This window comes from Clostridium formicaceticum, assembly GCF_001854185.1.
In the GTDB taxonomy this organism is placed as follows: domain Bacteria; phylum Bacillota; class Clostridia; order Peptostreptococcales; family Natronincolaceae; genus Andreesenella; species Andreesenella formicacetica.
The window spans coordinates 2,673,099-2,697,392 of the sequence record NZ_CP017603.1; the positions used below are offsets into that span (position 1 = coordinate 2,673,099).

A 24,294-nucleotide genomic window follows, 5' to 3' on the forward strand; every position below is an offset into this window, starting at 1 on the left:
GTTACAATGATGCGTAATAATATTGTTTGGCACCATACCAATAAAAAAAAAGAAGACCGTGAGACTTTGCTAAAGCAAAAAGGTGCGGTACTTTGGTTTACTGGCTTATCTGGTTCAGGCAAATCTACAGTAGCCAATGCTGTAGAGAAAAAATTGTTTGAAGCTGGTAGAGCTACTTATTTGCTAGATGGTGATAATGTAAGGCATGGCTTAAACAAGGATTTAGGTTTCGATACAAAAGATCGTATCGAAAATATTAGAAGAATTGCAGAGGTAAGTAAACTCTTTGTAGATGCCGGGATCATTACCCTTACTGCCTTCATTTCTCCCTTTATAGAGGATCGAAATCAGGTCAGAAGTCTACTGGGAGATAGATTTATAGAGATATTTGTTGATTGTTCCCTAGAAACCTGTGAAGGAAGAGATCCCAAGGGACTTTATAAAAAGGCTAGGGCTGGAGAAATAAAAGATTTTACTGGGATAGACTCTCCCTATCAGAAACCCATTCATCCTGAAATTATTGTCGCTACAGATGTTGAAACAGTAGAGGAATGTAGGGATAAGATTATTAGATACCTAATTGTCAATGGTTTGATAAGGAGTGATGATCTTGAAGTTTGATGTTGAAACCTTAGAAACCGATGTGCTGATCATCGGTGGGGGAACCGCTGGGTGTTTCAGTGCACTCACCCTCAGTGAAAATTCTAATTTAAAAGTTCTCATTGTAGATAAGGCCAATATAAAGAGAAGTGGATGTTTAGCAGCAGGCGTCAATGCTATTAACGCCTATATTGGTGAAGGTGAGACGCCAGAATCCTTTGTAGACTATGTAAAGAGAGATGCAGAAGGTATTATACGAGAAGATTTGGTCTACAGCATAGCAAAGGGTTTAAATAACGCAACAAAACGACTTGAAGATTTAGGGTTACCTATCTTAAAAGATGAGAATGGTCAGTATATACAAAGAGGAAAAAGAAGTATAAAGATTAACGGTGAAAACATAAAGCCCCTTCTTGCAGCAGCGGTGACAAATCAAGAAAACATTACTGTTTTAAACAACGTGAATATTGTAGATTACTTGCTTAAAGATGATGCCGTTATTGGAGCCATAGGCTTTTCCTTAAAAGAAAACAAAATTTACGCAATCTACGCCACAAAGACCCTATGTGCAACAGGAGGAGCTTCAGGTCTATACAAACCAAACAATCCTATCTTTTCTAGGCATAAGATGTGGTACAGTCCATTTAATACGGGAGCTGGATATGCTATGGGGATTAGAGCAGGCGCTGAAATGACCTCCTTCGAAATGAGATTTATCGCTTTACGATGTAAAGATACGATAGCCCCTACCGGCACCATTGCTCAAGGAATAAAAACGATACAGATCAACGGCAAAGGTGAAGAATATGTAGAGAAGTATGGAAAGCCTACAACCCCTATGAGGCTTTATGCTACGGTTATGGAGAACCTTAAAGGCAATGGTCCTTGTTTTTTAAAAACAAAGGGGATTTCAAAAAACCAGCAGGAAGAATTATTTAAGGCTTATTTAAATATGGCGCCAGCTCAGACATTGAAATGGCTAGAGAGCAATACTGGGCCATTTTATGAAAATGTTGAAATAGAAGGGACAGAACCCTATATTGTAGGAGGTCATACCGCCAGTGGTTATTGGGTAGATACTGATAGAAAAACTACTTTAAAGAATCTCTATGCAGTGGGGGATGTAGCTGGAGGAAGTCCTAAAAAATATGTAAGTGGGTGTCTTGTGGAAGGTGAAATAGCTGCAAACTCCATCATAAAGACAATAGAAACCGAGAAAATTCTTAAGTTAGATCATCAAGACTTAAAGCAAAAAGTCCAATCTATCTCTTGCTATTTTGATAACGTTTCATCTCAGCATAATATTGAAGAAATTGAAGTAGCTATGCAAAAAATCATGGATGAGTATGCTGGAGGGATATCTAAGGCCTATATGTATAACAAAGCAAAATTAGAGATCGCCGCCAAAGGTATTGAGGAGCTCTTGGATAGGATAAATACACTAAAGGCCAACAGTTTATATGATTTATTAGCTATATTTGAAATAATAGACCGCTTATATATATGTAAAGTTCTGATCAAACACTTGGAAGCTAGAAAAGAAACCAGGTGGAGATGCTACCAAGAAAATACGGACTTTCCTAAGAAGGATGATGAAAACTGGATGAAGTATGTGAATTCAGTCTATAAAGATGGTGAGATAAAGATTCTATTTAGACAGTTAGTAGGGAGGGACAAAACTTATGAGCATACGAATTGATAAAAAGAAATGTATCTCATGTGGTAAGTGTTGTGATGTTTGTCCTGGAAACTTAATTGATAAAGATGAGAAAAATAAGGCGTTTATAAAATATCCACAGGAATGTTGGGGGTGTACTGCTTGTCTAAAAGAGTGTTCCACAGAAGCCATTCACTATTATTTAGCAGCAGATATAGGTGGTAAAGGCGGTTATCTATACAGCAAAAACCATACTGGTGTCATGGCTTGGTATATCGTAAGCGCTGATGATAAAAAGTATCACATAAAAATCAATAAGAAAGATGCTAATGCGTATTAAGGGGGATGAAAATGGATCATTTAACGAAACTGGAAAACAAGTCTATCCATATTTTAAGAGAAGCCTATGCAAACTTTAAAGATTTAGGCATGTTGTGGTCTATAGGGAAAGATAGTACTGTGCTTTTACATCTTGCAAGAAAGGCTTTCTTTGGCCATGTTCCATTTCCATTAGTTCATATAGATACCCACTACAAGATTCCAGAGATGATTGCCTATAGGGATAATTATGCAAAGGAATGGAAGCTTGATATGATTTATGGACAAAACATCGAAGCGCTAAAGGAAAAAAAGACCTTTCCTGATGGAAATTGTTCAAGATTAGAATGCTGTAAATTGTTAAAAACAGAAGCACTAAGGGATACCCTAAATGGTACTGGCCCAAGATTTCGATTAAATCATGAAACTGGTGAATATGAAGCAGAAAAAAATCCTACAGCTTTTACAGGTGTTATTGTTGGTGTACGGTCAGATGAAGAGGGATCAAGGTCCAAAGAACGCTATTTTTCTCCTAGAAATCAAACAAATGATTGGAATATTGGGGAACAGCCTCCTGAGTTTTGGAATCAATATAAAACAGATTTTGCACCCGGCACCCATGTAAGGATACATCCTCTTCTTGATTGGACAGAATTAGATCTTTGGGAATATATTCAGCGGGAAAAGATCCCGATGGTTTCCTTATACTTTGATCAGGGAGAAGGAAAGCGGTATAGGTCTCTAGGATGTGGTCCATGTACGCAACCGGTGGAATCAACTGCCAGCACAGTAGAAGAAATCGTAGAGGAGTTAAGAACTGGTAAATTTTCTAATATTGCCGAGAGAAGCGGCAGAGCGCAGGATAAGGAAGACGGCGGTGGGTTAGAAGAATTAAGAAAAGCTGGCTATATGTAAACTAAAGCCAAGCAAGCGAAGCCATGGGGACGGCAGACTGCGTAAAAACTAACCTTATTCGTGTTTTTGTCATTCTGAAGGTAGTGAAGAATCTTGTATTTTAAACCTTTAAGATCCATTCGCTACCCTCAGGGTGACAATTCTCACGCAGTCTGACGATTCGTGCACTTCCGCAGCGCAGTGGAAATAATAGTAAATACTAGCAAGGGATGGGATTGATAATGAACAATAACCTGAACAGAAATCAATTGTCAGTGGTAAAATCTCAACAACCAAACATAAAGGAAAATATGAATATTGTTATCGTAGGACATGTAGATCATGGGAAAAGCACCATTATTGGACGACTTCTAGCGGATACCAATTCGTTACCACAAGGGAAATTAGAGCAGGTAAAGGAGACCTGTAGAAGAAACGCAAAACCATTTGAGTATGCTTTTTTATTAGATGCTTTAAAGGATGAACAGGCACAAGGGATTACAATAGATGCTGCTAGAGTGTTTTTTAAAACACAAAAAAGAAAGTATATTATTATAGATGCTCCTGGACATATCGAATTTCTCAAGAATATGGTTACAGGAGCAGCAAGGGCAGAAGCTGCTTTGTTGGTAATCGATGCAAAGGAAGGAGTAAGGGAAAACTCTAAAAGACATGGCTACTTACTATCAATGTTGGGGATTAAACAAGTTGTTGTTTTGATCAATAAAATGGATCTTGTGGATTATAAGCAGGAAAGATATGAAGAAATCGTAGAAGAATATCAAGCTTTTCTTGCAGAAATTGGTGTAGAAGCAGAGTCCTTTATTCCCATTAGCGGCTTTATGGGAGAAAATATTGCATCACCTTCTGATAAAATGCCATGGTATCAAGGAAGTACAGTATTAGAAAAATTAGATGCCTTAGAAAATAAAGAAGATATTGAAAATCAAGTATTTAGAATGCCGGTACAGGGCATTTACAAGTTCACAGCTAATGGAGACGATAGAAGGATTGTAGCAGGTACTATTGATACAGGAAAAGTGAAGATAGGCGATGAAATCACTTTTTATCCTAGCGGAAAAAAATCTAAAGTAAAATCTATAGAGAGATTTCATGCTTCCAGTATGAAAGAGGGTCTGGCCGGCAGTGCCACTGGATTTACCCTTGAAGAGCAGATTTATATCACTAGGGGAGAATTAGCCTGCATAACAGGAGAAACTAAGCCAGAGGTTTCCACCAAGATAAAGACAAAACTATTTTGGCTGGGAAAAGAGGATTTAAATGGCGAAAGGGATTATTATTTAAAGATAGGAACGCAAAAGGTGAAAGCGAAACTTGAAGAAGTTGTAACAGTTCTTGATGCCTCCACTTTAGCTAAGACAGAAAGGCAGTACGTACAAAGACATGAAGTAGCAGAGGTGATTTTGAAGTTAGAAAAAGCGATTGCCTTCGATAAGGCCCAAAATTCAACAGAGACCTCAAGATTTGTTCTTATTGACAACTACGAAATATCCGGCGGTGGCATTATTGTAGATAGCTTAGAGAACCAAGAAGATTGGTTAAATGAAAAAGTGCATCAGGAAAAGGTAATTTGGAGAGAAACTGCTGTTACAAGGAAAGAAAGAGCTAGTCGATTTGTACAAAGACCTACAATGGTTTTGATCTCTGGTGGAGAAGACATAAACAAGAAGGGTATGGCGGCCTATATTGAAAGAGGGCTTTTTACAGAGGGAAGAAATGTTTATTATTTTGATACTGAAATAGAAGAAGAACATGCTGAAAAGAATAGAGAAGAAAAGTTTCAAGAGTTTGCAAAAACATCTAAGTTTCTTCTGGATGCAGGGAATATTGTCATCACAGTGGCAAATAACTTAACGGAAAATCATATCCATACCATAAATACCATAGTGGACGCTGAAAACATAAAGCTAGTGTGGATAGGGGTTGTGAAGGAGGATCACCTTCCAATAGATCTCCATATAGAAGACGGGGAAAAGAAGGAAATAGCCTATCAAAAAGTTAAAAAGCTGTTAATCGATATGAAAGTCATCTTTCAGCCAGAGGGATGATAAAAAACAAGCAGAAGGGAAAATTCCCTCCTGCTTGTTTTTATTTTTGTTCTTCTTAAGGAATAGATATTTTAGCATAACTTCTCTGATACAGATATTATATTCCTATTTAAGCAGGAATAGCAATGGGAAAATAAAAATTTTGCTGGAAGATCATTTCTAAAACGCTGGTACAACAAATATGAAAATATTTGGGTTTTGTAGATTATCATGGTTTATACTTGACAAAAAAATGGTTTAAATTTACAATTAGTACATGTATAATACTTTAAATATTTTGCAGGTCTTAACATACCATCTAACTCAATTGCTACAAATCACTTCTCTTGATGGATAAATTACAGCATATGTAAAAAAGCATCCTAGTGATCTACTAGAGGAAATGCTATGGGTACCAATACTGATAAAATTATTCCTGTAATGGATGGATTTATCTCCTTGGATTGAATCATTCAGTAGAACTGGATATAGACTGAAATAAACAGTTATGCCGCATTTGTTTCAGTCCTAGTAGGAACTCTATTTGTTGTGTCTTAAAATAAAAAATCCTGCTATTACATGCTATTAGTAGGATGGTTCTGCCATATAATTTGTAAATCTCTATCTAGCTTGTAAAGTATTATGCTACTATCTACTTAAAACATGTATATATTTGTTTGCACGGTATTTTTGTTTTGGAAAATATCAGTTATATTGATAAACGAGATAAAAATACTGAGAAGGATTTCTTTTTACCATTGTTTAAAAGCAAGTTTAGCTGATAGAAGGGCAAAACAAATAGGGGGGATGATGATGTCAAAAGCAAGTATAATGTTTATTGTGTCAATTTTATTACTGAACAGCTTTTTGTTTGGTTGCAGTAGTAAATCATTGGAAACTCAGGCAGAGCAGGAAAATGTTTTTGCTGTAGAGGTAATGAAAGCTTCACTAGGGGATATATCCCAAAACATTACCTTGAGTGGGCAGCTTCAAGCGATTGATACTGTTACTGTTATCCCAGAAATTCAAGGACTACTGGAAGTGAAAAACTTAGCAGTTAGCCTTGGAGATTCTGTTAGGAAGGGAGACATATTATTTGTATTGGATACAGAATCCATTAAAGATCAAGTGAATAGTAGAAGACTTGCCTACGAAACCAGTTTGGCAAACTATGAATTTCAAAAAAAATCACTAGATGAGCAAATAGAATATACTAGACTTGCCTATGAAAATGCTAAAAAAAATTATGAAAATGCTCAGATAGAATTTGAAAGAATTGAAAAGTTATTTGAAGCAGGAGGGGTGTCTCTTCAGACCTATGAACAGGCAAAATTATTGGCCTCAGATATTCCCTATCAGCAGGCAAAGCTAAATTATGAAAACAAAAAAGCCTCTGAAGAACAGCTTCAGTTGCTTAGGGCACAATTAGAAGAAGTAAAGTTTTCTTATGACAACAGTTTAAAAGATTTAAACAATACCGTTATTACTTCACCTATTGATGGTGTTGTTTCCTCCATCGATATACAAGAAAAGGGATTGATTTCTGCTCAACCAACTTTAACCATCACAGATGTTTCCACCCTGGAGGTTGTTATTAAAGTGACAGAGGCAAGTATTAATAAAATTATGGTTGCAGGTAATGTACAGCTTGTAATTCCCTCTATTTCTGATGAAATAATCATAGGTTCTATTAAAGCGGTAAATCCTGTTCCTGATTCTATATCACAGCTTTATACGGTAAAGATAGCAGTTAAAAACCCTGAAGGTAGCATCAAGCCAGGCATGTTTGCTCAAGTACATATTCAAATCAGTGAAAAAAATGATGTAGTGCTCTTACCTAGTGCAGCAGTTCTTCAAGAAAGTGAAGAATTTTATGTATTTTTAGCTAAAGAGGAAAGGGCAGAAAGAAAAATTGTTGAGGTTGGTTTAGACAACGGAGAATTGGTGGAGGTGACATCTGGATTAACACCAGAGGATGTTGTGATTATTAAGGGACAGGATTTTCTAAAGGATGGTTTTAAAATCAATGTTGTGAGAGGTGAATTCTAATGAAGCTTTCTCACATAGCAGTAAAACGACCTGTTACTACCGTCATGGTGATCTTCATCATTCTACTATTAGGCTTTGTTTCCTTAACCAAGCTTTCTGTTGATTTATTACCTCAGATTAATGTTCCAATCGCTATGGTCACCAGCCAATATAGTGGCGTGGGTCCCTATGAAATGGAGTCTTTGGTCACAAGACCTCTTGAAGAAGTACTTGCCACTGTTAGTAATGTAAAAAGCATCAGTTCCACCTCCAAAGAAGGCAGCTCCTTAATTGTGGTTGAGTTTGAAGATGGAACGGATATGGATTTAGCTGCATTGGATATGCGGGAAAAAGTGGATATGATACAGGATTTTCTACCTAAGGATGCCACCACACCTATGGTAAGCAAAATTGATCCTAATGCTTTTCCAATTATACAAATGGCTGTTACTGGTGATAAAGGTTTATCAGAAACCCAGCGAATAGCGGAAGATAGAATCAAAAGCAGAATTGAACGATTACCTGGTGTCGCTTCTGTTATTGTAGGAGGTGGCTATGAAAATGAAGTAAAAATCACAGTAGATCCTGTAAAATTAGATATGTACGGGATATCTATTGATCATTTAGCTAATGTTTTAATGGGAGAAAACCTTAATCTTCCTGGGGGATTGGTAGAAAAAGGAAATAGGGAGTTGTTAGTGAGAACCTTAGGAGAGTTTAACAATGTAGAGGAAATGCGAAACCTTCCTATTCTATTAAGTAACGGTGATAGTATTTACTTAAAGGATATAGCAGAGATTACCTTAGGGCCTAAGGATCTTGATCGAATCTCCCGGACCGATGGCATTCCCAGTATTTATTTAGTGGTCAACAAACAATCTACTGCTAATACGGTTCAAGTTGCTAATCGGGTAAATAAAGAGTTGGATAAATTGAGCAGTGAGTTAGATGGGATCGCATTTCATATTATCGTGGATTTATCCGACTATATTAATGATTCTATTAGCAATGTTGCTAAGAATGCTGCTATTGGAGGTGTTTTTGCGATATTGATTTTATTCCTTTTCTTAAGGAATATTCGAACCACTTTTATTATTGGTATTGCCATTCCTATCTCTGTTATTGCCACCTTCGCTCTCATGTATTTTTCAGGAGTCACCATTAATTTAATGACCTTAGGTGGCTTGGCTTTAGGTATGGGGATGCTGGTGGATAACTCTATTGTAGTGTTGGAAAACATTTATCGTTTCCGTCAGCAGGGTCACTCTCGAATGGAAGCAGCGAAGGAAGGGGCAGGAGAGGTGGGTATGGCGGTTACAGCCTCTACCATTACTACTGTAGCAGTATTTTTACCAATTGTTTTTGTTGAAGGGATTACCTCTATGCTGTTTAAGGAGTTAGCTATGACGGTGACCTTTTCCCTACTGGCATCCTTGTTTGTATCCCTTACAATTGTGCCCATGCTATCTTCTAAAATATTAAAGCTGTCTCATGAGATTACAAGAAGAACCACCTTATCCAAGAGAATATTGGACGGATTCCAGATCTTTTTTAATAAAACAGAAACAACCTATAAAAGAATATTAAGTTGGTCATTAAATCATAAAAAGATTACTATAGCATTCGTTTTCGTTATTTTTGTGATTTCCATAGGACTTGTAGCTACAGTAGGAGCAGAGTTTTTCCCGAAAGCAGATGAAGGATATGTAATTGTTGATGTTGAACTTCCTACAGGCAGCAATCTACAGGAAACGGATAAAATTGCAACGCGTATTGAAAATATTATTGAAGAAATTCCTGAAGCAGAATCCCTTTTTATAATACTAGGGGGGATAGGAGATGGGTATGTAGATACTGGTGGTGTAAGTCATATAGCAGCAATCTATTTGAAGCTAAAACCTTTGAATCAGAGAAAAAGAAGTAGTGTAGAAATTGCTGACGAGATTAGAGGATACACCGCTGAAATTGCAGGAGCCCTTATCTCAGTTCAGGCTATGGAAAGTGGTATGGGTGGAGCCAGTAGTGCACCTATCTCTATCTCAATTCAAGGAGATGATATTGAAGTTTTAAAGGAAATATCCACTGATATTCTGGGCTTCGTTGAAAGGGTGGAAGGAACAAGAGAAGCAAAGACCAGCTTTGAAGAAGCAAAACCTGAAATACAAGTTGCTGTTAACAGAGATGTTGCTTCAAAATATAGATTATCCGCTGCTCAAATTGCTCAATCCCTTCGAAATAATATTCAAGGAACAGTAGCTACCAAATATAAATTTGATGGTACTGAAATAGATGTAGTTCTTCGAAGTGAAAGCTATGTAAAAGAAAATATCTCTAACTTTAGTCAAATTCAAATAGCTACCCCCATGGGAATAACAGTACCTTTGGAGCAGGTGGCAAATATAAGTATTCGTCAGGGCCCTACGCAGATATCAAGGAAAGATCAGGTAAGAACCATCAATGTTACTGCGGATATATTAGGCAGGGATGTAAGAAGTATTAATAATGATATCATAAGCCAGTTGGAGAATTATCCAATGCCAGAAGGTTACTCCTATAAAATTGGAGGAGAAATGGAAGACCTTATAGAATCCTTTAAAAGCTTGGGTTTAGCCCTCATTTTGGCTATACTCTTGGTATATATGGTGTTGGCCTCCCAGTTTGAGTCTTTACTCCATCCCTTTACCATTATGTTTACTGTACCGATATCCTTTGCAGGGGGGGCTTTGGGACTGTTTATCACCCAAAGAACTGTTAGTGTACCTGCAGTTATTGGTTTGCTTATATTATCGGGTATCGTTGTAAACAATGGCATTGTACTAGTAGATTATATCAATATTCTGCGGGATAAAGGTCTAAATATGGAAGAAGCCATATTAGAGGCTGGTCCTACGAGATTGAGGCCTATACTTATGACAGCTTTAACAACGATATTGGGCTTAGCCCCTTTAGCATTGGGTATAGGTGAAGGTGCTGAAACACAAGCCCCTCTTGCAACAGTGGTTATTGGAGGATTACTGCTAGCTACCCTTTTGACCTTAGTCTTTATTCCAGTGATGTATATACTTTTTGATAGAATAAGCAACTATCTCAAGTCAAAAGTCTCCAAAAGAAAGAAAACTTCAATTGAAGTTTAATTAAGGAAAACAATAAAAAAACAATAAGCAAAAACTAACCCCTTCTAGAATCTATTTGTTTCAGGAGGGGTTAGCTTTTTATTAAGGAGGATATTGATCCCCAATATATTATTTTATAGCTGATGTTTCGTAGGACAAAAGCATTATACAAGTAAATCTTAATTCGTAATGTCGAGGGGATGAGGAAGTTGACAGATTATGCACCGAAAAACCATTATCTCAAAAGCTTAAGGTGAAATAGAGCTATGGGTCTATTATCTACCCATGATTTTGAATTGGCAGATATTGAAAAAGAAAGGTCCCATTGTTGTTGCTCATTAGAATTGACACAATATGGAAATTATTCTATGATTTAAATAAAACTAGATTTCATGTTTTTATGAATTGATTTATATAAATAATTTTAAGTTTAGGTAATTAGAAAACTAGAGGGTATAGCGTTAAAAGGGAGGTGTTTGTTTATATTGGAAGATAAGGTTATGGTTAATAATACAGAAGATTTTTATAGAATTTTTTTTGATGTTTTTACACTTTATAAAGAAAATATTTCGAATGATTGGAATGTGTGGTGTAGCTGGAAAGAATATAGGTATGAGGTTACAAATGAATGTGGCAGCGGATATATACATAAGATTACTCTAAGAAATGGAATAGAAATCCGTATGGGAGATATGTACTTAAAAAGGGGGATTAGGATTTACCATAAAACAAAAGATCCAGTATTTGAAGTAATATATTGTATGGTCGGTAGTATTAATCATTTTGAGGAAGGGGTAGGAACATTTTCGTTAAATGAAGGTTGTTTTGGCATTTTCATGAAGAACAAAGCTAAAGACTGGATAGAATATCCAAAGGATACTGTAATAAAATATATATCAGTAACAGTAAACTTTCCTTTTATGATACAACCGATTTCCTATGCATATAAAGCACTAATGTATTTTAAACTTTTTAAGCATTCATACGCCTCTTTTATAGAGTCGTTTTCGTGTGCACATAAACAAAAAAGTAATAATTATTATACAGGAATGAGTAATGAAAAAATTGAAAATTTAATCATGAAGCCACAGCAAATACCTCCTGCTTTGAAAAGCTCCTTTGAACAGATAAGAAGCTGCAAATATCTTTGTATAACCAAACTAATATACATGGAATGCAAAGCGATGGAGATTATTTCTATTGCCCTTGAAAAAGAAGTCCGCAAAGCGATGGAGATTATTTCTATTACACTTAAGAAAGAAGTTCTTGAGCATAACAATATAAATAAAAAAGTAATAATAAAATCAAGTGATAAACATAGAATTCATTTAGCTGAAAAAATAATTATTAATAATATAGCAGAACCCATATCTATTAAAGAACTATCAAAGAAAACCGGATTAAATACATATAAGCTAAAGGTAGGATTCAAGGAGTTATACGGGACTACAATTTTTAGATATTTGAAAGATGTTAGATTAGAAAAAGCACGAGATTTATTGCTTAATAATGATGAAATGAATGTTACTGAAATTGCAAATGAAGTTGGATACTCCAATCTTAGTCATTTTGCAAGAGCTTTTAGAAATAAATATGGTGCGAATCCAAGAGATTTTCGTGTTAGGTCTTAAAAAATACCTCTAAGAGTAAAAATAAATCAAAATATTCTTTACACCTTTATGTAACACCAAGGTGATTGTTTTTTTACATTTTTTATTCTAAAAAAAAATAACCCTGTCAAGTTAGGGTTATTTTATATATTATCTTTACAAAATGATTATGATTGTTTCAAAAACTCCAAAACCTTCTTATTCACAACATCAGCTTGTACCCATAGTAAATCATGACCAGCATTGGAAATAATTTCTGTTTTTATTCTAGGGGATATAGTATTAAGACGTTGCACTGCTTTTTGAGTCGAATAAATCCTCTCATTTTCGCCTACTAAATAAAGCGTTGGTGTTTTGATGTTTTTTAATTCATTATCGTTTAGAACCGTTGGATTAGGCAGACGTTTATACTTAAAACATTTTAAAGCTAAAAATAAGAAATTGATCTCTTGTTCTGCTGCTTCTTTATCTTTTTTTACTAAATCTTTATAAAGCCAGTATATTAGATTTTTAGCAAAATAGCGTCCAGGCAATAATAATAAAAGCGTACGCATAACCCACCCTGCACTTATGGGCAACACCGTAGCAGCTGGAGCTAGTAATATAATTTTATTGAGTTTATTTGGAAAGCGAAGAGCATATTGGCTTGTCTGCCAGCCTCCATAAGACATGCCCATAAGATGAATATTATTTTCAAGCTCTAGGCTGTCAAATAGTTCATCAAGCCATTTTATAAAATCATTCGAGTCATTAATAGTTTGAGTATATATGCTTCGCCCACATCCATAAATATCATCTATTGCATAAATTCTGTAATCCTTAGATAATGCTTCAATATTTGAAAGCCACATAAGTGAACTGGCCCCCGCTCCAGGTAATAGAACTAATGCAGGGGCATCTAATGGTCCGCTAATACGTACGAATGTTTTACCATATGAAGTATCTATCATCTTGGTCTCTAAAGAAACTGGCCATAACAATGCAGTTTTATCGTAGAATTTCAAATATTCTTTTTTTGATTCAACTGATTTAAAAGGATGATATTCCGATATTTTCATGATTTCATCTCCTTTAATAGAATAATTATTATCACCATTATAAGGGTTGTTTTGATTTGCTTCTACTCTCAGAGGTATTTTTTAAGACCTAAAACGAAAATCTCTTGGATTTGCACCATATTTATTTTTAAAGGCTTTTGTAAAATGAATAGGATTGGAATATCCCTAAATTGTAGTCCCATAAAGGAGGAATAAATTTATGGATTCATGCTTATTAAAAAATTTGTTGGGTGAAATGCCTATGCCTGCATCGGAGACTGTAGATGCATATATGGGTGACCAGATGGCTGTTGTAATACCTAAAACGGATGTTTATACTGAAGGCCTCCATATTCATGGAGGTTATCAGTTTATGATGCCTTTTACAACATCTTGTCTCTTCAAGGTGGAAAAAAGAACCATTATTATCGAACCTAATAAATTTTTTCCCTTTAATCCCGAACAAACTCATTGGATAGCTGACAAATCTACGAACCTGCGTACTTTATCTATGTTCATAGATAAAGAATACCTGCATGAAACCTCTGATTCGGTTTACGATCGAAAAAATATTTTTTTTGAAAATTACAATGCTAAACTCGATGCAAATACACAAAATCTAATTCGAATGTTTGTAGAGGAAGCCCGTAACCGTCAGACTGGATACAACTTTATATTAGAAAGCCTGAGTACAAACATTACCATCAACCTTTTGCGTCAAATGAAAAGTAATCTCTTATCAGTAACCAATCGCCAGTTTATAGAGAGAGAAAGTATCAAGAAAGCTATTGATTTCCTATGGGATAATTATAAAGAATCCTTTTCCCTGCAGGATGTGACGAAGGTGGCAAATCTTAGTGCCAGTCAGCTGATTCGCTCTTTTAAATATGAAACCGGTAAAACTCCCTTTGACTACTTATTGGATATCAAAATAGAAAGATCTAAAGAAATGTTGAGACTTAAACAACATACCGTTACAGAAGTATGTTTTACCTGCGGGTTTAATAGTCTTAGTCATTTTTCAACCATATTCAAAAAAAAAGTTGGTGTTACTCCATCCACGTACCGTCAGTTATTTTTGAAAACATGATCATTAAAGTAAAATTAATGATAATGAAACGAAAGACATATAGCGTAAAATGTTTTATGATTAAATGACATATTACCAGATAAAATAATTTTGATGGAGGAAATGTTATGGAAAAAAACAAAGTCAGCCGTACTGCACTGCTTATGGCCTACTGTCGTGGCTATCATGCTGTGCATGATGACTCTAAAATCTTTGATGACTTTCTAGCCTATCGCTTACTTCCAGAGGAGGATCGAGTATCCTTCCACCAGGAATTTACGTTAACCAGCCAACAAATTAAGTCTATTGACCCAGCAAGTGCTGCATTGTGCTATGACGAGGCGGCTGCCTTGGCGTGGAACATGAGGAGCTTGGCCCCTTTACCCCTCGCTGTAAGTCGTGCACGATATTCTGAAGACAGCCTTAAAAAAGCTGAGAGTATACAACAGTATGTGATTCTCGGAGCAGGGTTGGATACCTTTGCTTTTCGACACCCGGAGATGGTAGAAAAACTTCAGGTCTTCGAAGTCGATCATATCTCGACTCAATCCTTTAAGCACCGCCGCTTAGCTGAAATGAATTGGAAAATTCCAGCGAATCTCCACTTTGTTCCAATAGATTTCACCCAGGAAAGTCTTACGGCAGTACTTATGAGTTCTTCGTATAATCCCCAGCTTCCCAGCTTTTTCAGCTGGATGGGTGTTACTTATTATCTAACTCGTGATGAGGTGTTGGCCATACTACTTTCTATTGCCAATATTGCCCCTCCAGGCAGCATGATCATTTTTGATTACATGGATACCGATGCATTTGACCCTGAGAGAGCATCTAATCGTGTACAAGCTGCAATAGAGTATACTCGGCAGCAAGGTGAGCCAATGAAAACAGGCTTTGACCCATCAACATTCGCTGCAGACCTGGCACCTCTAGGCTTACGTCTCTATGAAAACTTGAGCCCCGCTGACATTGAAGAATTATACTTCCACAAAACCATGAATGGCTATCATGCGTACGAACACATGAACTTTGCATGTGTAATTGTAGAATAGTAGAGTGCTCCATCAGGTTCTTAAGTATTCAAAAAGAACATCGTAACTTTACTATGCAAAATCTTTGATTGTCGGAGAAGCGTTCCCTGCCATTTATTTAAGGAGTGAAAATAATGAAACAGATCAATCTTTATGAAACAATCTTCAAGCGAAAGTCAATGAGAAGATACGATTTAACTCCTCTTAATAAAAATACACTTGCAGAAATTTCAGCGTATATGAGAACTTTAAAACCTATAGATGATAACATCACGACTGAAATGAAGATTTTATCACAAAAAGATGTTAAGAATTTGCCAACATTAAAAGCACCACATTATATTGCAGTATTTTCAGAAAATAAAGAAGGATATTTAACAAATGCCGGTTTTATGCTGCAACAGATGGATTTATTTTTTTCAGCTAATGATATTGGTAGTTGTTGGATAGGAATGACAAAGCCAACAGAAAAAACATTAAGTACTTCAAAACTTGAATTTGTGATTTTATTGGCTTTTGGAAAGCCTATAGAAATAGAATCATTATATAGAGAAAGTACATCAGAATTTAATAGAAAGTCTCTTGAACAAATAAGTAATATTACCAACGCCAATGAGTTGTTGGAACCTGCTGGTCTTGCACCATCTAGTGGAAATAATCAACCGTGGTTTTTTACCGGGGGTGACGGCATAATTCATGCATATTGTGTTAAGTCAATTACAATTATGTATAAAAGGATGCATATGATTGACATGGGTATTGCTATGTGCCATTTGTGGATAGCAGCAAAGCATTTTGGTAAAAAAGTTGAATTTATAAATGATATAGCGGCACAAAATAATCCACCAGAAGGATATTATTATATTGTTTCTTTAAACGTTAAATAGTGTCAAGGCTAGCTAGTAGAAATCATTGGAACTCTTGTTTCAATCATAATCTTCGTTTCATTCTCTGACTTTATTTATAAAGACTACCGCCACAAATAATCGAGGTTTTTAGATTGTAGCAAAAAATGAAGGTATAGAAGAAGATGTAGAGCCTAACCTTTCTGGTTAGGCTTTATTTATTGATCATTAGTAAACTTTTAAAATAAATTAAGTTGACAATACAAAAATATCCAGATATACTATTGTTAGTCAAATTAATACATAAAGATTAATGATTAGAAATTAAAACAATAAAAACGACTTTTACTTTTTGCAAGATCAATCCTATTGTCAATAGGAGTATGGAGTCGTGAAAAAGATAGTAAGATTTTAAGAGACAAATATAAAGAAGTAGGGGGAGATTTTATGCATCACTATATAGCAGAATTGGGTGAAAGAATTTTAAACGGAGGGCAAATCAATTATCAGGAGGCTTTAGCTCTAGAGGAGATTCAGGGGGCTGATCTTTACTTTCTTTCTGCCTACGCTTCGAAGATTAGAGAAGTATATCAAGGAGATCGGGTTGATCTTTGCTCCATTGTTAGTGCCCGTACAGGAGGATGTAAAGAAAACTGTGCCTTTTGCTCTCAATCTGCACACCATGAAACAGGCACAAAAGAGGAAATCAATCTAGATAAAAACGAAATTTTACGAAGGGCTAAAGCTATGGAAGCAGCAGGTATACACCGATTTGATATTGTAACCAGCGGTAAGGGCTACAAGTTGAATGACCCTGAGTTTGCTATCCTTTTAGATATTTTTCGAAAGCTAAAGGAGGAGACAAAATTACAATTATGTGCTTGTTTGGGGGTTATTGGAGAAGAGGAAGCTCGAGCCATTAAAGATGCAGGGGTTACGAGATACAATCATAACCTAGAAACTGCTGAGAGCTTCTTTTCTCAAATTGTTTCCACCCACAGCTATAAGGAGAGAGAAAAAACTCTGATGGCGGTTAAAAAAGTTGGCATGGAGGTTTGCTGTGGAGGGATCATCGGTATGGGAGAGGCTTTTGCCCAAAGGGTTGAGTTTGCTTTTGCACTTAGGAATTTGGCAGTTGATTCCGTACCTCTAAATGTATTGAATCCTATTGCTGGTACACCGCTGGAAAATAAGGAACCTCTTTCTCCCTTGGAAGTAATAAAGACTATGGGGATGTTCAGGTTTGTTTTGCCTAAAACCAATATAAGATTTGCCGGTGGCCGAGAAGTAAACCTACGGAGTCTTCAAGCTTTAGGGTTTGTTTCGGGGATCAATGGCATGCTTACAGGAAATTATCTTACAACAAAGGGGCAAGGAATTTCAGAGGACTTAGCAATGATTGAAGACTTAGGCTTGAGGTATTAATCCATGACTGAAAGGAAAGTAGGAGAAATGATATGCGTAAAACAAAAGAGATGACATTGATAAGTTTATTAGCAATAATAATCACAATCTCAGGGTCTTTTAAAATCCCTGGCCCATTGCCGGGAACAGAATTTCAACTGTCTGCACCTATAGCAGTGGCTATAGCAGCATCTTTTGGGTTTAAGAGATACATAACAGCAGGCATGATAGCCAGTGCCATTGCGCTAGCTCTTGGAACCCATACGGTTATTCATGTAATCATTGCTATTATATTCAGAGTGGTGGCTGGGGGAATCCTTCACTTTTTTAAACCTAGATTTATAACTATTACTGTTGCGGGGCCTTTAGGATCTATGGTGGCAAGGATTGCACTGGGATTTTTATTAAAGATGCCTATTGGGGTGATGCTTATAGCAAGTTTGCCAGGAATGTTATATACTGCTATAACCGCTTGGCCGTTAAGCAAACTGATGATTAAGATAAAATATTATACTCCTTTTAGAGAGGTGTCCTATGAAGGAAAATCTATATAGCGTCAAAATGAGGGCTGCCAGAAAAGGAGAACATATTTCTGGTGGGGAGAAAGTGATCTTAGAACAAGAGATAGAAAGCGTAGTGCAACAGCTAACAAAAAGAGCCTTAGAACATAGTAAAGGCAAGCCAGATTTTATAAATATAGCCATACAGAATATAATGAAGGAGACTATAGAGTATATTGCCCCTTTAGACATAACAACAGTTGTGGTGGATGATTATATCCAGGGGAGAGAATGTGCAGTGAAAGTATTACAAAAAATTGGCTTATCCTATAAGGCTTCTCAAATAGCACTCAATATATTAAAGGCTTGCAATCCTATGAGGGGGGCAGTACTTTTGGATATTCATTCTTTGGAAAGGCTTGAACAAGATAAAGATAGGGGAGTGAGGGCCACCAACATTGATTGGAGTTTTAGATTAAGGGAGGACTTAGATAAAGTATTAGAAAAAGAAGGCTTGAATAACAATCATGTGAAGGAGGCTGTTGCATTGGCAAGCAAGGTTTCCAATGCTCCTGGCATCATCGCTGAGCTATGTTGGTCTGATGATCCAGATTATGTTGCTGGCTACGTAGCATCTCAAGACACGGGCTATGTTAGAATCACCAAGCTAAAGTCACTAGGTGATGCTGCTGGTGGAAGAATATTTTGCTTTGATGCATCAAAGGCATCTATAGAAGCATGTATAGAATATTTGCAAGAGAAAGTGACACTGATCAATGAGCTTCCTGTGGTAAAGGATAGTATTTGCTATAGGGATTTTTTGGAGGAGGCGTAAATGAGGTTTATAGATGAATGTTTAAAGGATATAAAAGATAGAGGTCTATATAGGGAGTTTAAGTTTTTAAGTGGTCCTCAAAGTAAATATACGCTAATAGGGAATAAAAGAGTGTTATTAATGACTTCCAATAATTATTTGGATCTATGTAATGATGTTAGATTAAAGGATGCAGCAGAAGCAGCAATTCGTACATACGGAGTAGGGGCAGGGGGATCTAGGCTAACGACAGGAAGCTATGAACTTCACGATCAACTAGAAAAGAAGATAGCTGATTTCAAGAATACAGAGGCAGCCATTCTTTTCAATACAGGATATATGGCGAATATAGGTGTCGTAACAGCGATAGCAGATAAGGAATGGATTTTATTTAGTGATGCATTAAATCATGCAAGCATTATTGATGGATGTCGGCTAAGTGGGGCTAAGATTGTTGTCTATAAGCATTGTGATATGGAGGACTTGAGAAAGAAGATAAAGGCTTATGAAGGCAAGAAGAGATGTATCGTGACAGATGGCGTATTTAGCATGGACGGTGATATCGCACCATTAGATAAAATAGTAGAGCTAGCGAAAGCAAATAACCTCTTAACAGTGGTTGATGATGCCCATGGCACAGGAGTTTTAGGAAATCGTGGTACAGGTTGTGTAGAGTATTTCAACTTAAAAGGGCAGGTGGATATACAGATAGGAACCCTTAGCAAGGCCCTTGCTAGTGAAGGAGGATTTGTGGCTGGCAGTAAAAGTCTAGTGACCTATTTAAGACATAAGGCTAGAAGTTTCATTTATTCAACTGCGTTATCTCCAGCTACGATTGCAGTTTCATTGTGCTCTTTAGATATTGTAAAAAGTGAGAAAGACAGAAGGGATAGACTTCTTGAGAACACAAAATGGTTTCAAGAGGAACTAAAAAAACTTGGATTTCATGTTTTGGAAAGCAACACAGCAATTATCCCACTTATTATAGGAAGTGCAGAAAAAGCTACAAAATTAAGTGAAAAACTGTTTGAAAAAGATATTTTTATCTCAGCAATTAGGCCGCCTACTGTGCCAGACCATACCAGTCGATTGAGAATTACACTGATGGCTACCCATAGTAGAGAAGAACTTAAATATGTTTTGAATGGTTTAAAAGAAGCAGGAATGGAATTAGGTATGATTTAGGTGCAACAAGATCCTTCGCTATGCTCAAGATGACAAATTGAGAGAGTTTTGAAAATAATTAGCTTAAATTAACGCCTATGATAAAAGTATTGAAGGAGGCATTTATTTGGGAAAAGGACTGTTTATCGTAGGAACGGATACGGATGTAGGAAAGACCTTTGTTACAGCAGGTATGACTTATCTTTTAAGAAAAGACAGTTTTAAGGCAATCAGTTTTAAGCCAGTACAAAGTGGAGGGATTCTTAAAAATGAGAAGTTAGTACCTACAGATGTGGCCTTCGTAAGGGAGATAGCTGCAATCAATGAAGAAGATGTTGTTATGAATAGCTACTGTCTAAGGGAGGCAGTATCCCCTCATATAGCTGCCGAAAAAGAGAATGTGAAGATTGATATTCAGAAAATCATTGATGATTATGAGAAGTTGAAAGCAGTCTATGATTATGTTCTGGTAGAAGGGGCAGGTGGGGTTGTTGTACCATTAATTAGAGATGGATACTACATCTATGACCTGATCAGGGAGTTGGATATTCCTGCTGTAATTGTTGCAAGGGCTGGTGTGGGTACGATTAACCATACTGCGTTAACGGCTGATTTTCTTAGAAGATTGGGAGTAGAGGTAAGGGGATTCATTATCAATCAGTATCATGGAAGCTATTACGAAAAAGATAACATAGAAGTGATTAAGAAGATTACAGGATTAAATGCTGTAGCTATTATTCATAAAATTGATTTAAAAGAAGAGCGGGAAGCTGTGATCAATGTAAGAGAAACCTTTGAAAGAAGCTTAACAGTAGAAGGGGTTTTGGATTTATTTGATTAAGTATTGAATTTAAAATCAATGAACAAAGTCGTAGATATCAACTTAAGCTAATTATTTCAAAAAATCCTCTCAAGTTGTCATCCCGAGCATAGCGAAGGATCTTGCAATAAGGAAGAAGCTTGTTGCTTTAGATCAGGCCATGGAAAGATTTTTAAATGACAAATTATGGTTTAGATTAACGCTAATGTAGATAAAGAGTTATATAAGGAGAAGATAGAATGAGTGAGATGAGGAATTTTCAAAAGAAGGATTTAAAGTATATTTGGCATCCCTGTTCACAAATGAAGGATTATGAAACCTTCCCTCCCATTGTCATCAGGCGGGGAGAGGGGGTATTTCTTGAAGATATGGATGGAAAAAAGTACTTAGATGCGGTATCATCATGGTGGGTAAATTTGTTTGGTCATGCGAATCAACGCATAAACGATGCATTATATAACCAGGCTAACAAATTAGAACATGTTATTTTTTCAAACTTTTCTCATGAGCCTGCTATAGCTTTAGCAGAGAAAATCATTGGAGTTTCACCGAAGGGTTTAAGCAAAGTGTTTTTTGGTGATAATGGCTCTTCAGCCGTAGAAATTGCCTTAAAGATTAGCTTTCAATATCATCAGCAAATTGGCAAAACCAAGAAAACAAAATTTGTAGCCCTAACAGAGGCCTACCATGGAGAGACCATAGGGGCGCTTTCTGTAGGAGGAGTGGATTTATATAACAAAATTTATAAGCCACTGCTGCTAGATGTTATTAGAGTGCAGGGACCGGACTGTTTCAGATGCGCATATGGAAGGAATAGAAATGATTGTAGCGCCCAGTGCTTTCAGCATATGGAAAAGACATTGGAAAAACAACACGAAGAAATCACCGCTATTATTATAGAACCAATGGTGCAGGCAGCTGCTGGAATGAAAATATATGCTGCAGAATATCTTAAAAAGCTAAGAAAATTATGCGATCAATATGATATAAACCTTATTGCCGATGAAATAGCGGTTGGATTTGGAAGAACGGGAGAAATGTTTGCATGTAATCATGCTAGTATTTCCCCGGACATTATGTGTGTATCTAAAGGATTAACAGCAGGCTACCTACCTCTATCCTTAACCATCATGTCAGATAAAATCTATGATGCCTTTTATGATGATTATTCTACCATGAAGGCCTTTTTGCATAGTCATAGCTATTCAGGAAATCCCCTTGGGTGTGCTGTTGCTGTAGAAACCTTAAAGATATTTGAAGAAGAAAATATCATAGAGAAAAATAAAATAAAATCTAAATTTCTAAAAGAAAAAGTTGAGGAAACGATAAGGGATATTCCTTATGTAGGAGAATTTAGACAGATTGGAATGATTGGAGCGATTGAGCTGGTAAAGGATCAAAGCACTAAGGAAGGTTTTGATTGGAGACAGCGTGTAGGTTATGAAATCTATAAAATAGCTGTTCAGAAAGGTGTTTTATTAAGACCATTAGGAAACATCATTTATTTTATGCCACCTTATATAATAAATAACGATGAGATTGAGTTTATGGTTAAAACTGCGAGAGATGCTATTTTAGCGTATTTTAGAAATAATATTTAGTTTAGTGAGTTGCTTGCCAAATAGTCTTAACACCGAATTCTATAAGAACTTAAGAAAAAACAGCAAATAATAAATTAGAAGAAACCCTTAAGCGTATAAGTTCTTAAGGGTTTTTTAAGCTATGTCCATAAAATAGTGTCTGAAAAACTAGGAGTAGCTCTGTGAACTCCTCCATCTAAAGTTGAAGATTGGGAAATCAGATAGGAGGGCTACTACCAGATCAAAAGCCTAGTTAATGAAAGTGGTGGTCTTAGTCCAGTAAAATATTTGATAAATAATTTCATAACTTATGTGTAGTAAAAAGGAATATGTTATAATAACCTATTAGCATATAATTCTATAAAAATCCCGTTAATGAATACAATCAGTTAGTCGGTGATTATTAATATAACTAAGGAGGTATGTTATGGAGCAAGAAAACTCTTTAAGAATCATTAAAGCCATTTTACATATTCTAGATAACAATGTACAAATTCCCATTATTTCATCAAAGGAAATAGAAATCACAGAAGAGATATTTGATTTTCTTGGAAAGCATATTTTAAAAGTTATTCATAGCGATAAAATAAAAAATGGTGTTTTTAATGATGAGTATAATACTGTTTATAACCTTTGCAAAAAAATAACATCAAATATAGAAGAATTCGTAACTATTAGTACTGAATTAGCGAACGACTTGTTTGACATCATGAAGAAAAACCCGAATATACCCCCAGGAGACATGGTGTTTTGCATTTTTGAAATGAACCATCATAGTTATTTAGCCATAATGAAATTTAACTATATATCTACCTATATCCACTATGTAACAAGTACAGAAGAGGGTAATGTAAATAATCTAATTCGTCAAACCACTACATTGCCAAACACATCACAGAAATTAGAGGAATGTATCATCATTAATCTAGTAGACTATGAAATAAAATTACTAGAAAAAGAGTATGAGATGAATGGGAGCAAAGATTTTTATTTATCCAAGCTATTTTTAAGATGTAGTTTTGATTTATCAGATAGTGACAAATTTAAAATTCTTAATAAGGTGACTAAAAAGTTAAATAAAAAATTTTTTGATGATGACTTTACAAAAACAGCAAAACTGCAGACGGTTTTAGCTGAAAGTCTTGAAGAAACAGATGAAATTAAGGTAGATAGAATTGCAGATGAGGTTTTCGAAGGGAATCATGAAATAAAAGAAGAATATATGGAAGAGATAAAAAAAGAAGGCTTAAGTGAAAATGCTGTGAAGATAGAACAATCAAATACTATAACAAAAAAACTCAGGACCCATAAATTAAAGACGGATAGTGGTATTGAAATCAACCTGCCATTAAACTATTATAACAACAAAGACATCATTGAATTTATCAATAATCCAGATGGAACGATATCTATACTGTTAAAAAACATTACAAAAATTCTCAATAAATAAAGTAGATTTGTAAAATTAAGACATACGTACTTAACTTAAACTGTAGATTAGTAAACTCGTTCCAGCAAGCTGAAACATCGGGGATCAGGTGGAGAGTCTACTCCACCTGATTTTAAAATTTCACCTACGTTAACGCTTAGAGGTAGGGGTCTTTACCCTAAAAACAAAATCGAGATAAGCATTGATAAGAGGCGGGAACATAAGCGCAAATATAGTGAAAGTGGATATACTTCTAAGTAGATTATATGGAGAAGTTTATAAAACTGAAAATAGAATATTAAAAGCTGTAAAAAAAGGGTTAGGGAAATCCTACAT

General features: G+C 35.8%; 19 protein-coding genes. 18 read left to right on the top strand and 1 reads right to left on the bottom strand.

Annotated elements, in window-relative coordinates; genetic code table 11:
- The first annotated feature begins 9 nt into the window (after window positions 1-9).
- The 8 genes from cysC to BJL90_RS12040 all read left to right on the top strand — a co-directional run bounded on the left by cysC (window position 10) and on the right by BJL90_RS12040 (window position 12,289).
- Window positions 10-621: an adenylyl-sulfate kinase gene (cysC, locus tag BJL90_RS12005; protein WP_070968208.1), complete on the top strand. Its 612-nt coding sequence runs from the start codon at window positions 10-12 to the stop codon at window positions 619-621.
- Window positions 611-2,299, top strand: a complete 1,689-nt coding sequence (locus BJL90_RS12010) for an adenylyl-sulfate reductase subunit alpha (protein ID WP_156778771.1) — start codon at window positions 611-613, stop codon at window positions 2,297-2,299. Before cysC ends, BJL90_RS12010 begins: the two co-directional genes overlap by 11 nt.
- A complete protein-coding gene (locus BJL90_RS12015; protein ID WP_070968212.1) occupies window positions 2,283-2,597 on the top strand; it encodes a 4Fe-4S dicluster domain-containing protein in 315 nt (104 codons plus the stop codon). Before BJL90_RS12010 ends, BJL90_RS12015 begins: the two co-directional genes overlap by 17 nt.
- A gap of 11 nt (window positions 2,598-2,608) precedes the next feature.
- On the top strand, window positions 2,609-3,490 hold the full coding sequence (gene cysD / locus BJL90_RS12020; protein ID WP_070968215.1) for a sulfate adenylyltransferase subunit CysD: 882 nt from the start codon (window positions 2,609-2,611) through the stop codon (window positions 3,488-3,490).
- A gap of 221 nt (window positions 3,491-3,711) precedes the next feature.
- Window positions 3,712-5,538: a GTP-binding protein gene (locus BJL90_RS12025; RefSeq protein ID WP_070968218.1), complete on the top strand. Its 1,827-nt coding sequence runs from the start codon at window positions 3,712-3,714 to the stop codon at window positions 5,536-5,538.
- A 792-nt stretch (window positions 5,539-6,330) separates the two neighbouring features.
- Window positions 6,331-7,566: an efflux RND transporter periplasmic adaptor subunit gene (locus BJL90_RS12030; RefSeq protein ID WP_070968221.1), complete on the top strand. Its 1,236-nt coding sequence runs from the start codon at window positions 6,331-6,333 to the stop codon at window positions 7,564-7,566.
- Window positions 7,566-10,679, top strand: a complete 3,114-nt coding sequence (locus tag BJL90_RS12035) for an efflux RND transporter permease subunit (RefSeq protein WP_070968224.1) — start codon at window positions 7,566-7,568, stop codon at window positions 10,677-10,679. Before BJL90_RS12030 ends, BJL90_RS12035 begins: the two co-directional genes overlap by 1 nt.
- Window positions 10,680-11,143: 464 nt before the next feature.
- Window positions 11,144-12,289 carry a helix-turn-helix transcriptional regulator gene (locus BJL90_RS12040; RefSeq protein WP_070968228.1) on the top strand — a complete coding sequence of 382 codons (1,146 nt, stop codon included), beginning with the start codon at window positions 11,144-11,146 and terminating at the stop codon, window positions 12,287-12,289.
- A gap of 146 nt (window positions 12,290-12,435) precedes the next feature.
- Here BJL90_RS12040 and BJL90_RS12045 read toward each other — a convergent pair whose 3' ends face one another.
- Window positions 12,436-13,326, bottom strand: a complete 891-nt coding sequence (locus BJL90_RS12045) for an alpha/beta fold hydrolase (RefSeq protein ID WP_070968230.1) — start codon at window positions 13,324-13,326, stop codon at window positions 12,436-12,438.
- A 199-nt stretch (window positions 13,327-13,525) separates the two neighbouring features.
- Here BJL90_RS12045 and BJL90_RS12050 point away from each other — a divergent pair, with 199 nt between their 5' ends.
- The 10 genes from BJL90_RS12050 (at window position 13,526) to BJL90_RS12095 (ending at window position 23,979) form a co-directional block, all read left to right on the top strand.
- Entirely contained in the window at window positions 13,526-14,395 is an 870-nt protein-coding gene (locus tag BJL90_RS12050; protein ID WP_070968233.1) for a helix-turn-helix domain-containing protein, read from the top strand.
- A 107-nt stretch (window positions 14,396-14,502) separates the two neighbouring features.
- Window positions 14,503-15,423: a class I SAM-dependent methyltransferase gene (locus BJL90_RS12055; protein ID WP_070968236.1), complete on the top strand. Its 921-nt coding sequence runs from the start codon at window positions 14,503-14,505 to the stop codon at window positions 15,421-15,423.
- A gap of 113 nt (window positions 15,424-15,536) precedes the next feature.
- Entirely contained in the window at window positions 15,537-16,289 is a 753-nt protein-coding gene (locus tag BJL90_RS12060; protein WP_070968238.1) for a nitroreductase family protein, read from the top strand.
- 405 nt (window positions 16,290-16,694) lie between these two features.
- Window positions 16,695-17,672 (top strand): biotin synthase BioB, encoded by a 978-nt coding sequence (gene bioB / locus BJL90_RS12065; protein ID WP_070968241.1) that lies wholly within the window; start codon window positions 16,695-16,697, stop codon window positions 17,670-17,672.
- 32 nt (window positions 17,673-17,704) lie between these two features.
- The gene (locus BJL90_RS12070; protein ID WP_070968244.1) at window positions 17,705-18,205 is read left to right on the top strand and encodes a hypothetical protein; all 501 of its coding nucleotides are present in this window, start codon (window positions 17,705-17,707) and stop codon (window positions 18,203-18,205) included.
- On the top strand, window positions 18,186-18,986 hold the full coding sequence (locus BJL90_RS12075; RefSeq protein ID WP_070968246.1) for a 6-carboxyhexanoate--CoA ligase: 801 nt from the start codon (window positions 18,186-18,188) through the stop codon (window positions 18,984-18,986). The genes BJL90_RS12070 and BJL90_RS12075 overlap by 20 nt, the downstream gene beginning before the upstream one ends.
- Window positions 18,987-20,150, top strand: a complete 1,164-nt coding sequence (bioF, locus tag BJL90_RS12080) for an 8-amino-7-oxononanoate synthase (RefSeq protein WP_070968249.1) — start codon at window positions 18,987-18,989, stop codon at window positions 20,148-20,150.
- 106 nt (window positions 20,151-20,256) lie between these two features.
- Window positions 20,257-20,970: a dethiobiotin synthase gene (gene bioD / locus BJL90_RS12085; protein WP_070968252.1), complete on the top strand. Its 714-nt coding sequence runs from the start codon at window positions 20,257-20,259 to the stop codon at window positions 20,968-20,970.
- A 218-nt stretch (window positions 20,971-21,188) separates the two neighbouring features.
- Window positions 21,189-22,550: an adenosylmethionine--8-amino-7-oxononanoate transaminase gene (bioA, locus tag BJL90_RS12090; protein ID WP_472234725.1), complete on the top strand. Its 1,362-nt coding sequence runs from the start codon at window positions 21,189-21,191 to the stop codon at window positions 22,548-22,550.
- Between the two features lie 406 nt (window positions 22,551-22,956).
- Window positions 22,957-23,979, top strand: a complete 1,023-nt coding sequence (locus BJL90_RS12095; RefSeq protein WP_070968255.1) for a nucleoid-associated protein — start codon at window positions 22,957-22,959, stop codon at window positions 23,977-23,979.
- The last annotated feature ends 315 nt before the right edge of the window (window positions 23,980-24,294 follow it).

Excerpts from the sequence above, each read along its gene's own strand:
- cysC (WP_070968208.1), top strand. The coding sequence starts at position 10 with ATGCGTAATAATATTGTTTGGCACCATACCAATAAAAAAAAAGAAGAC.
- BJL90_RS12015 (WP_070968212.1), top strand. The coding sequence starts at position 2,283 with ATGAGCATACGAATTGATAAAAAGAAATGTATCTCATGTGGTAAGTGT.
- cysD (WP_070968215.1), top strand. The coding sequence starts at position 2,609 with ATGGATCATTTAACGAAACTGGAAAACAAGTCTATCCATATTTTAAGA.
- BJL90_RS12025 (WP_070968218.1), top strand. The coding sequence starts at position 3,712 with ATGAACAATAACCTGAACAGAAATCAATTGTCAGTGGTAAAATCTCAA.
- BJL90_RS12030 (WP_070968221.1), top strand. The coding sequence starts at position 6,331 with ATGTCAAAAGCAAGTATAATGTTTATTGTGTCAATTTTATTACTGAAC.
- BJL90_RS12035 (WP_070968224.1), top strand. The coding sequence starts at position 7,566 with ATGAAGCTTTCTCACATAGCAGTAAAACGACCTGTTACTACCGTCATG.
- BJL90_RS12045 (WP_070968230.1), bottom strand. The coding sequence starts at position 13,326 with ATGAAAATATCGGAATATCATCCTTTTAAATCAGTTGAATCAAAAAAA.
- BJL90_RS12050 (WP_070968233.1), top strand. The coding sequence starts at position 13,526 with ATGGATTCATGCTTATTAAAAAATTTGTTGGGTGAAATGCCTATGCCT.
- BJL90_RS12055 (WP_070968236.1), top strand. The coding sequence starts at position 14,503 with ATGGAAAAAAACAAAGTCAGCCGTACTGCACTGCTTATGGCCTACTGT.
- BJL90_RS12060 (WP_070968238.1), top strand. The coding sequence starts at position 15,537 with ATGAAACAGATCAATCTTTATGAAACAATCTTCAAGCGAAAGTCAATG.
- bioB (WP_070968241.1), top strand. The coding sequence starts at position 16,695 with ATGCATCACTATATAGCAGAATTGGGTGAAAGAATTTTAAACGGAGGG.
- BJL90_RS12070 (WP_070968244.1), top strand. The coding sequence starts at position 17,705 with ATGCGTAAAACAAAAGAGATGACATTGATAAGTTTATTAGCAATAATA.
- BJL90_RS12075 (WP_070968246.1), top strand. The coding sequence starts at position 18,186 with ATGAAGGAAAATCTATATAGCGTCAAAATGAGGGCTGCCAGAAAAGGA.
- bioF (WP_070968249.1), top strand. The coding sequence starts at position 18,987 with ATGAGGTTTATAGATGAATGTTTAAAGGATATAAAAGATAGAGGTCTA.
- bioA (WP_472234725.1), top strand. The coding sequence starts at position 21,189 with ATGAGTGAGATGAGGAATTTTCAAAAGAAGGATTTAAAGTATATTTGG.
- BJL90_RS12095 (WP_070968255.1), top strand. The coding sequence starts at position 22,957 with ATGGAGCAAGAAAACTCTTTAAGAATCATTAAAGCCATTTTACATATT.